Genomic DNA, 12,339 nt, shown 5'->3' with positions numbered 1-12,339 from the left:
CGACGAGGTGATGTAAGGCAATGAGCGAGGCGTCCCGTAACGAAGGTGCGTGGTGGGAATCCGCCGTCATCTACGAAATCGCACTGATCTCGTTCCAGGACTCGGACGGTGACGGCAAGGGCGACCTTGCCGGCCTGACATCGCGCATCGACTATCTGAAATGGCTCGGCGTCGACGCGGTGTGGCTGACGCCGATCTCCAAGAGCCCGTTCCGCGACCTCGGCTACGACATCTCGGACTACTGCTCCATCGACCCTGCGTTCGGCAGCCTCGATGCGTTCGACCGCCTGCTCAAGGCCCTGCACGCGGCGGAGATCCGCCTGATTCTCGATCTCGTGCCCAACCATACCGCGAACGATCACGCGTGGTTCGTCGAGAGCAGCAGCTCACGGAACAGCGCGAAGGCCGATTGGTACATCTGGGCCGACGCGGCCGAGAACGGTGGTCCGCCCAACAATTGGCTGAGCCGCTTCGGCGGCAGCGGCTGGGAATGGTGCGAGGCGCGGCGGCAATATTACTACCATTCCTTCCTGGTCGAGCAGCCCGATCTGAACTGGCGCAACCCGCAGCTGCGCGCCGCGATCGCCGATGTCATGCGCTTCTGGCTCGATCGCGGCGTCGACGGCTTCCGCGTCGACGCCAGCGCGGTCCTGATCAAGGACGCGCTGCTGCGCGACAATCCGCATAACCCGCGAGCGAAAGGCAAGCCGCCGCCGCAGCGCCAGACGCCCGTCTTTACCGACGATCGCCCGGAGACGATGGATTGCATCGAATTCATCCGCGAGGTGATCGACGGGTATCCGGGACGAATGTTGTGCGGCGAAGTCCAGGGCAAGACCGACCGCATCGGCCACTTCTACGGCAACGACCGACCGCGCCTGCATCTACCGCTCAATTTCGCGCTGCTGGACTCGCAATGGGACGCGCTGTCCCTGCAAGCAACGATCGACGCGTATTTCAACGCTATCCCGGATCATGCATGGCCGGTCTGGGTGATCGGTGGCCACGACAAGCAGCGAATCGCGAGCACGATCGGCGACGCGCAAATGCGCGTGCTGGCGATGCTGTTGATGACACTGCGGGGAACGCCGTTCTTCTTCATGGGCGACGAGATCGGCCGCAAGCGCGTTCCCATTCCGCCCGACCGCGTCCACGATCCCTTCGAGAAGCTCGTGCCGGGGTATGGCCTTTGCCGCGATCCCGAACGCGCGCCGATGCGATGGGATGACAGCAGCAACGGCGGCTTTACAACCGGCGATCCATGGCTGCCGCTCGAGCCGCCCGACGGCGCGGCCAACGTGGCCACGCAGCAGCGCGACCCACGTTCGATCCTGGCGCTGTTTCGCGCGCTGATGACGCTGCGGCGCGAGCACGCGTGCCTGCTTCACGGCGGCTACGAGCCACTACGCTCGCAGAACGACGTTCTGGCCTACAGGCGGACGCATGGCGGCAACGACATTCTGGTTGCGCTCAACATCGCCGCCGAGCCGCGGAAATGGCACTGGCAAGGTCGCGGCCGTCTGCTGATATCCACGCATCTCGACCTGCCGTCCGAGCCGTTGCCGGACGCCTCCATCCTGCTCCGCGGCAATGAAGGCGTGATCATTGCACTCGACGCACGATGACGGCCGAGGAACCATCAGCGCGTCAGAGCGTCTCACTCAACGCTTCCGACGTCCCCCCTGCCGGAGGCCGAACAGACGAAACCGCGGCCCTGGCGCTCATCCCCCTTCAAGCGCCGGGGTGGCGGCGTGAGCCTGGAGGCAGACCATGAGCAAGACCAAGGGCCTCGGTCAGCGGATCGCTGGCAAGGCGAAACAGGCCGTCGGCGAGATCGTCGGCGATCAGGATCTCCATGAGGAAGGCAAGGAGCAAGCGGAGCGCGGCCGGGACGAACAGAGCAAGCCGAGCGAACTCAATCCGTTGAAGAAACTCAATCAGCTGACGTGAACGCCGCCGCGCCGTCGACCATTTCCAATTCAATTCGCACCGGTGATAAAGGCGCCTCACGGCGACGCTCGCGCTGGGTCGCCGCTGCCGAACTCGGCCTGATCAGCAGCACCTTCTCGACCATCGTCAGCCAGCTCTTCGCCGCGCGCATCGGACGCGATGCCGCCGTCGACTGGCTGACGGTGGCCGCCATCCCCGCACGCGATTGGGCGATCAGCGCAGAGCCGTCGTGGAGCGCGATCCTTGCAGGGATCGCCTTCCACCAATGGGCGGATTTCTCCTGGGCGCTGGTGTTCTTCGGTGTGCTCGGGCGCTGGACCGCCCAATTGCGGCCGCTGACGATCCTGCTGCTCGCGCTGCCCTGGGCCGTGTTCTCGTCAAGCATGGAATGGTTCGTGCTGGTGCCGCTGTTTCCGTTCTGGCAGCCGCTGTTCACGCTGCAGCAGCCCTACTGGATCGGCCTGCTCGTCCATAGCTCCTCGGCCGTGATGTACCCCCTGTTCGCCCGGCTGCGCTGGACGGGGGGAGCAGCACCCGCGCGCGATGTTCGCTTCACCAATGCCTGGATCACCGGCGCGCTGGCTTTGATCGCACTGCTCGGCGCGGCCGCGTTGTTCGGCAGCCATGGTTACGAGCCGCCGTGGATGGGCCGCGACAGGGACGCCGACCAGACTTACATCCGTCACATGACCGCGCATCACGCCCAGGGCATCGCGCTGGCGCGGATTGCCGCAGAGCGCGCACAGGACCCGCATCTGCGAAAGCTGGCGATGCTGATGGTCGCAAGCCAGACCGGCGAGAACCGGATTTTCGAAACGTGGTGGCTGAGCTGGTTCGACACCGAGATGCCCGATTGCAGCTCGGACGAACGTGCCGCCATGCCGGGCTTCCTGACACAGGCCGAGATGCGGCAGGTCAAGGCCGCGCCGGCGGATCAATTCGACGCGCTGTTCGTCGAGACCATGAGCAAGCATCACGCCGGCGCGGTCAGGATGGCCGACCAGATGTGGCATAGCGGCGGCGATCTGCGCCTGCGTGTGATGGCCCACGCCATCCGCCACGAGCAGCAGGGCGAGATCGCGCTGATGCACGGCGCCAGCGGCATTGCCGCCGTCGCCACCGCCTTCCACAATATGCTCGGCGACAATGTCAATTGAGCGGATCGTCCCCTACTCGCGCCAGAACTCCGCCAATTCCTCGGCGGTCATCAGATCGACCTGGCCGTGAAAGCGGGTGCGGTACATCGTCATGAGCGCATCATGGCCGACGTCGGACGAGCTGCACAGCGCATCCTCGATGATGACGACCCGAAAGCCGAGATCGACGGCGCTCAGGACCGTCGAGAGCACGCAGACGTCAGTCTCTGCGCCCGTGATCACGACTGTGCCGACGTTCTTCTCGACGAGCAGGCTCGCGAGGCCGGGATTGCTGAATGCCGAATAGGCCGGCTTGTCGATGACGACAGCCGGCGGAACGAAGCGGCTCAGGGCCGGCACGAGTTCGAGACCGGATGGCGGCAGATGTTTGCGGGTCGCTTCGCGCCAGCGACGAAAATAGCGCTGCCACTGTCCGGGCCGATCTTCCGGGTCCTCGGGCGTGATGAATCGCGTGAAGATCGTTCTGGCCTGATGGCGCGAAACGATCGAGGCGATCGTCGGCAACACTCTCGCCATCCATGGCGTCTCCCAGAGACCGCCGGGAGCGAAAATGTTCTGCATGTCGATGCACAAGTGAACGGCGTCGCTGATGTCGGTCACTTCCGACGCGCTGTCTCTCATCGTCTTTCACCGTCAGGAACATGGCCGCGCGCCGGGAGCCGGCATTTCCGCAGCGAGCTCACCGACTGCAATGCGATTCCGACGGCCATCGTTCCCCGGTCATCCGCTCCGGAGGAAGTGCTTGCCGACGCAGACCAATCCAGAGAAGCCCGGCGTCGGTGGAATCGGCTTGCGCCGCTTCCCAACCAAGCGTAATTTTCAACTCTACGTAGCTCATTCGAAAGCATCTATCGGGTTCGGCCAAGCGGGAGACAGCAATGGCGGATGTCCCATGGCACCTTTCCGGTGACTATTTCGAGAATTGCAGTTGCAGCATCGTGTGTCCCTGCCTGGTGTCGGCGGCGCCCCCGTTGACCGCGCGACCGACTGAGGGCTTCTGCAACGTACCGCTGATCTTCCACATCGAGACCGGCCGCTATGGCGATATCGCGCTCGATGAGCTGAATGTGCTCGTCATCCTCCACGCACCTGGGGTGATGGCGGACGGAGACTGGTCGGTCGCCGCCTATATCGATCAGCGCGCCAACGATGACCAGACCGAGGCCTTGGCTGCAATCTTCACCGGCGGCGCCGGCGGTCCCATGGCTGCGTTCGCGCCGCTGATCAGCAAGAACCTCGGGGTGCGCAAGGTCCCGATCACGTTCCGGATCGACGGCAAGACGCGGTCCGCGGAAATCCCCGGCATCCTGCACATGTCGGTCAATCCGCTACCGACCATGCATCCGAGCGGCGAGATGTGGACGAACATCGGCCATCCGGTCAGCCCCGACGCAATGGTAATGGCCGTTGGCGCCGCCGGCAATACCTTCAGCGATCATGGCATGCGCTGGGATAATTCCGGCAGAAACGGCCTCTATGCGCCGATCCGCTGGTCGAACCAGGTGTGATGTAACTCCCGATACCGGCCTGCATCGGCGGCCGGCGACATCGATCGCACAACATCGATCGCAAATGACGGACAGCCCCATGGAAGCCGTGCTGCGGCGCGATCGCTGGATCGTCGGCGGCGCGATCGGCGTCATTGTCGCGCTGGCATGGAGCTATGTGCTCTGGCTCGCCAACGACATGGACATGGGCGGCATGGACATGACCGAGTTCCGGATGATCCCGGCCGGGACCGGAATCATGCTGCCGGCCAACGCGCCGTGGCGAACGATCGAGTTCGCCTATGTGTTCCTGATGTGGGCGGTGATGATGATCGGAATGATGGCTCCCTCGGCCGCGCCCATGATCCTGATGTACGCCCGCGTAGGCCGACAGGGCAAAGCGCAAGGCAAGCCATTCGCCGCGACCGGCTGGTTTGCCGCCGGTTATCTTTTCGCCTGGTGCGGCTTTTCGCTGGCAGCCACCTTGCTCCAATGGGCGATCGAGCGGGCCGCCCTGCTGAATTCCCGGATGGCGATCGCGAGCAACGTGCTTGGCGCCATCGTGCTGATCGCGGCGGGCATCTATCAATGGACGCGGCTCAAAGACGTCTGTCTCGCCCAATGCCAGTCGCCGTTTCTATTCCTGATGCGCCACGGCGGCTTTCGCAGCGAGCTGCGAGGATGCGTGCTGCTTGGTTTTCGGCATGGCGGTTATTGTGTCGGCTGCTGCTGGGTTTTGATGGCGCTGTTGTTCGTGGGCGGCGTGATGAACGTACTCTGGATCGCGCTTTTGTCGTTGCTTGTACTTTTGGAGAAAGTCACGCCGGTCGGACGCTGGATCGCGCGCGCTGCCGGCATCGCCTGTGTGGCCGCGGGCACGTGGCTCCTGCTGACCTTGCCGCAGTGATGACGGGTCGCGAACGAGGACCACGCCGACGGAGCGAACCCTCGGCCGGGAGATCAAAAATCGGAGACTTCTGGAGACCCCATTCCAGGCTTCGCAGCGCGAACCGGGCGGGCACTGAAGATCGCGAAAAGATCCTTCGCGTGTCTGTTTGCTTGGTGCGCTCGGAGGGACTCGAACCCCCACGATTTTACTCACTGCCACCTCAAGGCAGCGCGTCTACCAATTCCGCCACGAGCGCTTTTGGGGATGCCGGCTTGAGGCTTGAAGGCCAACCGGATCAACGGCGCCGATCTAACAAATCCGTCAGAGGGGTACAAGCCTCCAAAGGCCCCGAATTCCACAAGCTTTGCAGGAAAGTTCCGGCTCGTTGCGCCGGGATCGGCCTTTTCCGCCTGCTCGGGCCGCTACTGCGTGCCCAGGCCGCTACCGCGTGCCCGGGATACGTGGCAGCATCTGCTTGACCTCGACCGCGATGCGGTTGCGGTCGACCAGCACGACGCCGGAGGCGACCGGCAGATTATTGGCCAAAACCTTGACCTCGTCGGCCTCGGTTGCGTCCAGCTCGATGATGGCGCCGCGGGAAAGACGTAATACCTGATGGATCGGCATGGTGGTCGTCCCGAGGACGACCATCAGATCCACGGTGACTTTGTCGAGAGTAGGCACTTCAGGACCACCGCAACTTGGGACTAGGACTAGGGACTTGGAATTTGCGCCTGCGATCATCACCTGGTTATGGTTAGCCAATGGTTAATTCACCTCGAAACCCCCGCCAAAACCAGCGTCAAGAGCTCGATTTGACGTCGTTTTCCGCCTCCTCCGGCGAGCCCGTGGAGTGGCGGATTTCGGACGCGCCCGTGACCTATCCGGAGGCCGTGGCTGACATGGAGGCGCGCGTCACGGCGATCGCGGCCGGTGAAGCCCCGGAGCTGGTCTGGCTGCTGGAGCACCCCCCGCTCTACACCTCCGGCACCTCGGGCAAGGCCACCGACCTGCTCGATGCCCGATTCCCGACCTTTGCCACCGGGCGCGGCGGTCAGCTCACCTATCACGGGCCCGGCCAGCGCGTGGCCTATGTCATGCTCGACCTGAAGCGCCGCCGGCCGGACGTGCGGGCCTATGTCGCGAGCCTGGAAGAGCTGATTCTGCGGACGCTCGCCGCGTTCAACGTCCGTGGCGAGCGGCGCGAGGACCGGGTCGGCGTCTGGGTGAAGCGGCCCGACAAGGGACCCGAGCACGAGGACAAGATCGCGGCCATCGGCGTCCGGCTGAAGCGCTGGGTCTCGTTCCACGGCATCGCCATCAATGTCGAGCCGGAGCTGTCGCATTTCGCCGGCATCGTGCCCTGCGGCGTCGCCGATCCCCGCTACGGCGTCACCTCGCTGGTCGATCTCGGCCAGCTCGTGACGATGGCCGATGTCGACGTCGCGCTCCGGCAGGCCTTCGAGGAGCTGTTCGGGCCGACCCGGGCGCTTGTGCCGGAAGCGGCGGCCTAACTTCTGGTCTCTCTCATTCTCCGCAAACCCGGAATCAGCTACGCTCGATTCCGGTGTCGCCCACGCCTCCCCCCTCCGCCGGGAAAGTACATTTCATACCGGGCGAATTGATCATCGGACCGACTGTTCGAGCGCCAGGCATAAGGAGGGGTTGCGTTTCAGCTCGCAATGGGAGGTTTAGCGATGAGACTGTCTGCACCCATCTATCATCTGAAGCGAAGAGCGAAGCGCCTGTCCCGCGGGGAAGGCATTCCGCTGCACGATGCGCTCGACCGTATCGCCGCGACGGAAGGATTTTCCGCCTGGAGCATGCTCGCGGCGAAAGCTGCCGCAGCGACGCCGGCCAACAGGCTTTTCCCGCAATTCCAACCGGGTGACCTGGTGCTGGTCGGCGCGCGCCCCGGCCAGGGCAAGACCCTGATGAGCCTCGGGCTTGCCGTGGAGGCGATGCGGTCGGGCCACCGCGCCGCGTTCTTCTCGCTCGAATACACCGAGAAAGACGTTCTGGATCGTTTTCGGGCGATCGGCGCGGATCCAGCGCAATTCGAAAAACTCTTCGAGGTCGATTGCTCCGACGTCATCAGTGCCGATTACGTCGTCAAGCAGATGGCCGCAGCACCGCGCGGCACGGTCGTGGTGATCGACTATCTGCAACTGCTCGATCAGCGGCGGGAAAATCCCGACCTCACCGTTCAGGTGCGCGCGTTGAAATCATTCGCGCGCGACAAGGGATTGATCGTCGTCTTCATCTCGCAGATCGACCGTTCCTATGATCCCTCGCTCAAATCCTGCCCTGACCTGGACGATGTCAGGCTGCCGAACCCACTCGATTTGAAGCTGTTCGACAAGACCTGTTTCCTGAACAAGGACGAAGTTCAGTTTCGCATAGCGAGCTGACGATCCCTGGCAGCCGGTTGAGGCCGCGGGTGCGGTTGTTCACCCGCGGCCTCGCTCCTCATGCCTTCTCCGGCGAGACCTCGAGCTTGCCGGCGATGTAGCGCCGCTCCTGGGTCAGGCCGCCAAAGCCATAGGCGTCGCCCTTGACCTCGTCGACATGCAGATAGGTCTCGTGATGCAGCGGGCCCAGGATCCCGGCCATGCGCTGGAACATCGCGGCGAGATAGGCGGCCTTCTCGTCCTTGGTGTTGGTGCCTTCGCTGACGTGGATGTCGATCCAGTAGCTCGCGAGCTTTTGCTCCGCGAGCGACTTGCCGCCGGCGAACCAGTCGCCCGCCTCCACCGACTTCACGATGATGGCGGTGACCTCAGGATCCTTGTGCAGGATTTTTGCGGTGAGCTCGGATACGGCGCTCGCGATGTCGGCCTTCAGCGAGGGCGACTGGCGGGAGGTGGTGTAGGACACGGTGATCAGCGGCATGGTCGTTCTCCTCGGATGTCGCGCAGGTGTTGCGCGGCGTTGGGGAGAAGCTAGACCCGCCATCGACATTTTGGTATTTTATCTCTGTTGATACCAGTGATAAGATATCATAATGACAGCAACGCTCGACATCGCCACCGTCCAGGCCTTCCTGCTGGTCGCCGACCTCCAGAGTTTTACGCGGACCGCCGAAGCGCTTGGCACGACTCAGGCGGCCGTCAGCCTCAAGCTGCAGCGGCTGGAGACACTGCTGGGAAAACGTCTCGTCGAGCGCTCGCCACGCGCGGTCCGGCTCACGGCAGACGGCGCGACGTTCCTCGATCGCGCCCGCGCGCTGATCGCGGCGCATGATCGCGCGCTATCGGGCGAGGCCTCAGTCGCGCAGTCGCTCTCGCTCGGCATCTCCGACCATGCTGCGGGGCCGGAGCTGGTACCGCTGCTTGAACGCCTGCATGCGATGTCGTCGAACCTCACGCTCGCCGTCACCATCGGCTTCTCGCGCGAGATGCAGGAGGCCTATGATGCTGGCCAACTGGATGCGGTGATCGTGCGCCAGGAAGGCAGCCGACGCGGCGGAGAGAAGCTGGCCGAGGACGAATTCGGCTGGTTCGCATCGAGACGCTTCACCGTGCCAAAGGGGCAGCCTTTGCCGCTCGCGACGCTCGCTCCGCCCTGCGGGGTCCGCGCCATCGCCGTACGCGCGCTCGACAAGGCCGGCCTCGCTTGGCGCGAGCGTTTTGTCGGCGGCGGCGTCACGGCAGTGGTCGCGGCCGCACTTGCCGGACTTGCAATCGCACCGCTGGCGCGGCGGATCGCCCCTCCCGGATTGGTCGATGTCGGCCTCGCCAACAAGCTGCCAAAACTCGGCAGCTCGAAGGTGATGCTCCATTCGAAGGTCAGCGATCCCGCCAAGCTCGCGGCATTGCGCGCGGTGGCGGCGACGTTTCGGAGCGTGGCGGCGGTCTGACCCCGTTTACAAGATCGCCTCTAACGCTGCGAGCGTCTGCTGGTTTGCGTCCTGCATACGGGCTCGCAATGTTGCCTAAAAATGTTTCAACCTCCGGGAACAATCCGCCACGTGCTGCGTTTGCCCCCGTTGAGGCAGGGTCCGGGAATGGTCGAGAAGTCTAGTCAGCAGAGGGACTTGTTCGAAAGCGAACGCAGTTTCCGCCTGTTAGTTGAAGGAGTTGCGGACTACGCGCTCTACATGCTGGATCCCACCGGGAGAATCACCAGCTGGAACATCGGTGGCGAGCGCATCAAGGGCTATTCGCCTGGGGAGATCCTCGGCCAGCACTTTTCCCGTTTCTACACCGAGACCGACCGCGCCAACGGCAAGCCCGCCCGTGCGCTCGGCATCGCGCGGGAAAAGGGCCGCTATGAGGAGGAAGGCTGGCGCGTCCGCAAGGATGGCACCTTCTTCTGGGCGAGCGTCGTGATCGATCCAATCTACGAGGCCGGCGAGCTGGTCGGCTTCGCCAAGATCACGCGCGACATCACCGAGCGCCGCAACACCCAGCTCAAGCTCGAGGCGATGCAGAAGCAGCTCGCCGAATCCCAGAAATTCGATGCGCTCGGTCAGCTCACCGGCGGGGTCGCCCACGACTTCAACAACCTCCTGATGATCATCAGCGGCAGCCTGCACATGCTGAAGCGAGGGGCCAACGACGAAGCCAAGCTGCAGCGCGCGATCTCGGCGATCGAGACCGCCACCAGGCGCGGCGCGGCGCTGACCAACCAGCTCCTCACCTTCGCACGGCGGCAGAGCGTCAATCCGCAGGCGATCGACTTCGCCGACCGCATCGCGGCGATCCGCGAGGTGCTCGATGCCGGCGTCGGCAGCTCCGTGCGCCTGGCCTTCGACGTCCGCGGCGACGTCTGGCCGATCAGGACCGACGTTTCCGAGCTCGAGACCGCGCTGCTCAACCTCGTCATCAATGCCCGCGACGCGATGCCCGACGGAGGCACGGTGACGATCGCAGCGCGCAATCTCGTGCTCGACGAGGACCCCCTCGTGGGCCAATTCATCGCGATCGACGTCAGCGATACCGGCCTCGGCATTCCCTCCGACGTTCTCGACAAGATCTTCGAGCCGTTCTTCACAACCAAGCCGATCGGAAAGGGCACCGGCCTCGGTCTCTCGCAGGTGCACGGCTTCGCCCATCAGGCCGGCGGCACGGTGCGGGTCGCGAGCGCGCTCGGCAAGGGCACGACCTTCACCATTCTCCTGCCGCGCGGAGAAGACGAACCGTCGCGCGAGGCGGCGGGAGAACCGGCGTTCCAAGGCAGCGGCACGGTGCTGCTAGTCGAGGACAATCCGGACGTCGCCGCCGTCAGCATCGGTCTTCTGGAGCAGCTCGGCTATCAGGTGCGCCGGGTCGCGGACGCCGAAGCCGCTTTGAGCGAGATAGAGAAGAACGGCGTCGACTTCGTGTTCTCGGATATCGTCATGCCCGGCAAGATGGACGGACTCAGCCTCGCCCATCACCTCCGCCAGATCCGCCCCGGCCTGCCGATCCTGCTCGCCACCGGCTACAGCGAAGTCGCCGCCGGCGTGCGCGGCGATTTCCCGATCCTGCGCAAGCCCTACGAGATCCACGAATTGAGCGAAGCGATCGCCAAGCTGCCGCGGTAATTCTCCAGCTACACCGTCGGCAACACCGAAAACGCCTCCCCTGCCCGGCGCAAGTTTAGCTCATCGACATCGGCCGTCTCGCTGGTGACACTGTCGACGCGCGAGGACGGCGGGCCGTGGCGGCACAGCGCCACCATGTCGGCGACGTGCTTCGGCGGCCCCGCGAACAGCGCTTCGACGCTGCCGTCACGGCGGTTGCGGACCCAGCCTTCGAGGCCGCACGTCGTCGCCTGATATTCGAGCCAGGCCCGGTAGCCGACGCCCTGCACGCGGCCGCGGATCATGACCTGGAGGATCGCCCGGCTCATTGTTTCAGTCCGAGGACAAGGGCGCTGCGCGCCTTGACCTCGGCCTCGCGCGTGACGCGGCTGGTCAAGTCCGATGACGGGAGCCCTTTGAGATTCTTCGGCGCAGTGCCGTCGCGCAGCGCCTTCTGCGTCTCGTAGACGGCCTGCGTTGCGGCCGCGATCGGCGCGTGGCCCTGAAGCGCGATGCGCACGCGCTGGCCAGCGAGGTATTCGAGCACGTTCAACTCCTCCGGCGCGCCGCCGAGCACGATCGGCAGGCGCGTCGCAGATGCGATGGCCTCGAGCTCGGCGCGCGACTTGATGCCGGTGAAGAACAGCGCGTCGACGCCGGTGGCCTCATAGGCCCTGGCGCGGCGGATCGCATCCTCGATCGAGGTGACCGAGGCCGCACCGGTGCGCCCCATGATGACGAGCGAAGGATCGCCGCGGCCGTCGAGTGCCGCCTTCATCTTGCCGACGCCCTCCTCCAGCGAGATCAGCTGCGTCTTCGCTTCGCCGAAGCCAGCCGGCAGCAGCGTGTCCTCGATGGTGAGGCCGGCGGCGCCCGCCGTTTCCAGCTCCTGCACCGTGCGGCGCACGTTGAGCGCGTTGCCATAGCCGTGATCGGCATCGACCAGCACCGGAAGTGCTGCCGCACGCGACATCCGCCGCATCTGCTCGGCAAGCTCGGTGAGCGTGATCAGCGTGATGTCGGGGTCGCCGAGCACCGCGAGCGAAGCCACCGAGCCGCCGAACATGCCGAGCGGGAAACCGAGATCCTCGGCGATGCGGATCGAGATGGCGTCGTAGACCGAGCCGGGATGGACGCACGTCCCGCCCGACAGGATCGATCGCAGTTTTTCGCGGCGGGAACGAAAGGTCATGGTGCCCTCTCAACTGTTGCGACGCAGCCGCAACATACACCGTCATTGCGAGCGCAGCGAAGCAATCCAGAATCTTTCCGCGGAGGCAGGGAGGGTTTGTTTAGGGGGCGCGGCAATGAGCAGGGAAGTGGGCCCCCCCCCGAGGAGCCCCCCACCCA

14 protein-coding genes and 1 tRNA gene are annotated in these 12,339 nt (G+C 64.6%); 9 read left to right on the top strand and 6 right to left on the bottom strand.

All coding sequences use genetic code 11. The features are described from left to right. Positions 1-20 precede the first annotated feature (20 nt). From AC0L3A_RS21615 to AC0L3A_RS21605, 3 genes are all read left to right on the top strand, one after another. The gene (locus AC0L3A_RS21615) at positions 21-1,625 is read left to right on the top strand and encodes an alpha-amylase family glycosyl hydrolase (RefSeq protein WP_473255158.1); all 1,605 of its coding nucleotides are present in this window, start codon (positions 21-23) and stop codon (positions 1,623-1,625) included. 145 nt (positions 1,626-1,770) lie between these two features. Further along, positions 1,771-1,950: a CsbD family protein gene (locus AC0L3A_RS21610; protein WP_007603181.1), complete on the top strand. Its 180-nt coding sequence runs from the start codon at positions 1,771-1,773 to the stop codon at positions 1,948-1,950. Next, on the top strand, positions 1,947-3,107 hold the full coding sequence (locus AC0L3A_RS21605; protein ID WP_473255157.1) for a DUF305 domain-containing protein: 1,161 nt from the start codon (positions 1,947-1,949) through the stop codon (positions 3,105-3,107). The genes AC0L3A_RS21610 and AC0L3A_RS21605 overlap by 4 nt, the downstream gene beginning before the upstream one ends. Positions 3,108-3,119: 12 nt before the next feature. Here the strand turns inward: AC0L3A_RS21605 and AC0L3A_RS21600 are convergent, their stop codons facing one another. After that, entirely contained in the window at positions 3,120-3,728 is a 609-nt protein-coding gene (locus AC0L3A_RS21600; protein WP_007603178.1) for a cysteine hydrolase family protein, read from the bottom strand. 257 nt (positions 3,729-3,985) lie between these two features. Between AC0L3A_RS21600 and AC0L3A_RS21595 the strand changes: the two genes are divergently transcribed. Beyond that, positions 3,986-4,615, top strand: coding sequence for a DUF1326 domain-containing protein (locus tag AC0L3A_RS21595; protein ID WP_007603175.1), 630 nt, complete (start codon positions 3,986-3,988; stop codon positions 4,613-4,615). A 64-nt stretch (positions 4,616-4,679) separates the two neighbouring features. Next, positions 4,680-5,501, top strand: coding sequence for a DUF2182 domain-containing protein (locus AC0L3A_RS21590; protein ID WP_035994739.1), 822 nt, complete (start codon positions 4,680-4,682; stop codon positions 5,499-5,501). Positions 5,502-5,654: 153 nt separating this feature from the next. Here the strand turns inward: AC0L3A_RS21590 and AC0L3A_RS21585 are convergent. Beyond that, positions 5,655-5,739, bottom strand: a tRNA-Leu gene (locus AC0L3A_RS21585). A gap of 185 nt (positions 5,740-5,924) precedes the next feature. Continuing rightward, a complete protein-coding gene (locus AC0L3A_RS21580) occupies positions 5,925-6,167 on the bottom strand; it encodes a FliM/FliN family flagellar motor switch protein (protein WP_007603171.1) in 243 nt (80 codons plus the stop codon). Positions 6,168-6,247: 80 nt separating this feature from the next. Here AC0L3A_RS21580 and lipB point away from each other — a divergent pair, with 80 nt between their 5' ends. Further along, positions 6,248-6,997 carry a lipoyl(octanoyl) transferase LipB gene (gene lipB, locus AC0L3A_RS21575; RefSeq protein ID WP_473255156.1) on the top strand — a complete coding sequence of 250 codons (750 nt, stop codon included), beginning with the start codon at positions 6,248-6,250 and terminating at the stop codon, positions 6,995-6,997. Positions 6,998-7,180: 183 nt separating this feature from the next. After that, the gene (locus AC0L3A_RS21570; RefSeq protein ID WP_007603166.1) at positions 7,181-7,894 is read left to right on the top strand and encodes a DNA helicase; all 714 of its coding nucleotides are present in this window, start codon (positions 7,181-7,183) and stop codon (positions 7,892-7,894) included. 58 nt (positions 7,895-7,952) lie between these two features. On the opposite strand, the gene AC0L3A_RS21565 is transcribed toward AC0L3A_RS21570, so the two are convergent. Continuing rightward, entirely contained in the window at positions 7,953-8,375 is a 423-nt protein-coding gene (locus AC0L3A_RS21565; RefSeq protein ID WP_007603164.1) for a tautomerase family protein, read from the bottom strand. A 112-nt stretch (positions 8,376-8,487) separates the two neighbouring features. Between AC0L3A_RS21565 and AC0L3A_RS21560 the strand changes: the two genes are divergently transcribed. Together AC0L3A_RS21560 and AC0L3A_RS21555 are read left to right on the top strand one after the other, a co-directional pair. Beyond that, a complete protein-coding gene (locus AC0L3A_RS21560; RefSeq protein WP_007603162.1) occupies positions 8,488-9,342 on the top strand; it encodes a LysR family transcriptional regulator in 855 nt (284 codons plus the stop codon). Positions 9,343-9,489: 147 nt separating this feature from the next. Next, the gene (locus AC0L3A_RS21555) at positions 9,490-11,010 is read left to right on the top strand and encodes a PAS domain-containing sensor histidine kinase (RefSeq protein ID WP_219683997.1); all 1,521 of its coding nucleotides are present in this window, start codon (positions 9,490-9,492) and stop codon (positions 11,008-11,010) included. A gap of 8 nt (positions 11,011-11,018) precedes the next feature. Here AC0L3A_RS21555 and AC0L3A_RS21550 read toward each other — a convergent pair whose 3' ends face one another. Both AC0L3A_RS21550 and AC0L3A_RS21545 read right to left on the bottom strand, forming a co-directional pair. Continuing rightward, a complete protein-coding gene (locus AC0L3A_RS21550; RefSeq protein ID WP_007603158.1) occupies positions 11,019-11,318 on the bottom strand; it encodes an acylphosphatase in 300 nt (99 codons plus the stop codon). Then, positions 11,315-12,181, bottom strand: coding sequence for an isocitrate lyase/PEP mutase family protein (locus AC0L3A_RS21545; protein ID WP_473255153.1), 867 nt, complete (start codon positions 12,179-12,181; stop codon positions 11,315-11,317). The genes AC0L3A_RS21550 and AC0L3A_RS21545 overlap by 4 nt, the downstream gene beginning before the upstream one ends. Positions 12,182-12,339 lie beyond the last annotated feature (158 nt).

This window comes from Bradyrhizobium sp. MI1.3 (assembly GCF_055811695.1).
The sequence above is the reverse complement of the archived record's forward strand: the minus strand, read 5'-3'. Positions and strand labels throughout refer to the sequence as shown.

Excerpts from the sequence above, each read along its gene's own strand:
- AC0L3A_RS21615 (WP_473255158.1), top strand. The coding sequence starts at position 21 with ATGAGCGAGGCGTCCCGTAACGAAGGTGCGTGGTGGGAATCCGCCGTC.
- AC0L3A_RS21610 (WP_007603181.1), top strand. The coding sequence starts at position 1,771 with ATGAGCAAGACCAAGGGCCTCGGTCAGCGGATCGCTGGCAAGGCGAAA.
- AC0L3A_RS21600 (WP_007603178.1), bottom strand. The coding sequence starts at position 3,728 with ATGAGAGACAGCGCGTCGGAAGTGACCGACATCAGCGACGCCGTTCAC.
- AC0L3A_RS21595 (WP_007603175.1), top strand. The coding sequence starts at position 3,986 with ATGGCGGATGTCCCATGGCACCTTTCCGGTGACTATTTCGAGAATTGC.
- AC0L3A_RS21590 (WP_035994739.1), top strand. The coding sequence starts at position 4,680 with ATGACGGACAGCCCCATGGAAGCCGTGCTGCGGCGCGATCGCTGGATC.
- lipB (WP_473255156.1), top strand. The coding sequence starts at position 6,248 with ATGGTTAATTCACCTCGAAACCCCCGCCAAAACCAGCGTCAAGAGCTC.
- AC0L3A_RS21570 (WP_007603166.1), top strand. The coding sequence starts at position 7,181 with ATGAGACTGTCTGCACCCATCTATCATCTGAAGCGAAGAGCGAAGCGC.
- AC0L3A_RS21565 (WP_007603164.1), bottom strand. The coding sequence starts at position 8,375 with ATGCCGCTGATCACCGTGTCCTACACCACCTCCCGCCAGTCGCCCTCG.
- AC0L3A_RS21560 (WP_007603162.1), top strand. The coding sequence starts at position 8,488 with ATGACAGCAACGCTCGACATCGCCACCGTCCAGGCCTTCCTGCTGGTC.
- AC0L3A_RS21555 (WP_219683997.1), top strand. The coding sequence starts at position 9,490 with ATGGTCGAGAAGTCTAGTCAGCAGAGGGACTTGTTCGAAAGCGAACGC.
- AC0L3A_RS21550 (WP_007603158.1), bottom strand. The coding sequence starts at position 11,318 with ATGAGCCGGGCGATCCTCCAGGTCATGATCCGCGGCCGCGTGCAGGGC.
- AC0L3A_RS21545 (WP_473255153.1), bottom strand. The coding sequence starts at position 12,181 with ATGACCTTTCGTTCCCGCCGCGAAAAACTGCGATCGATCCTGTCGGGC.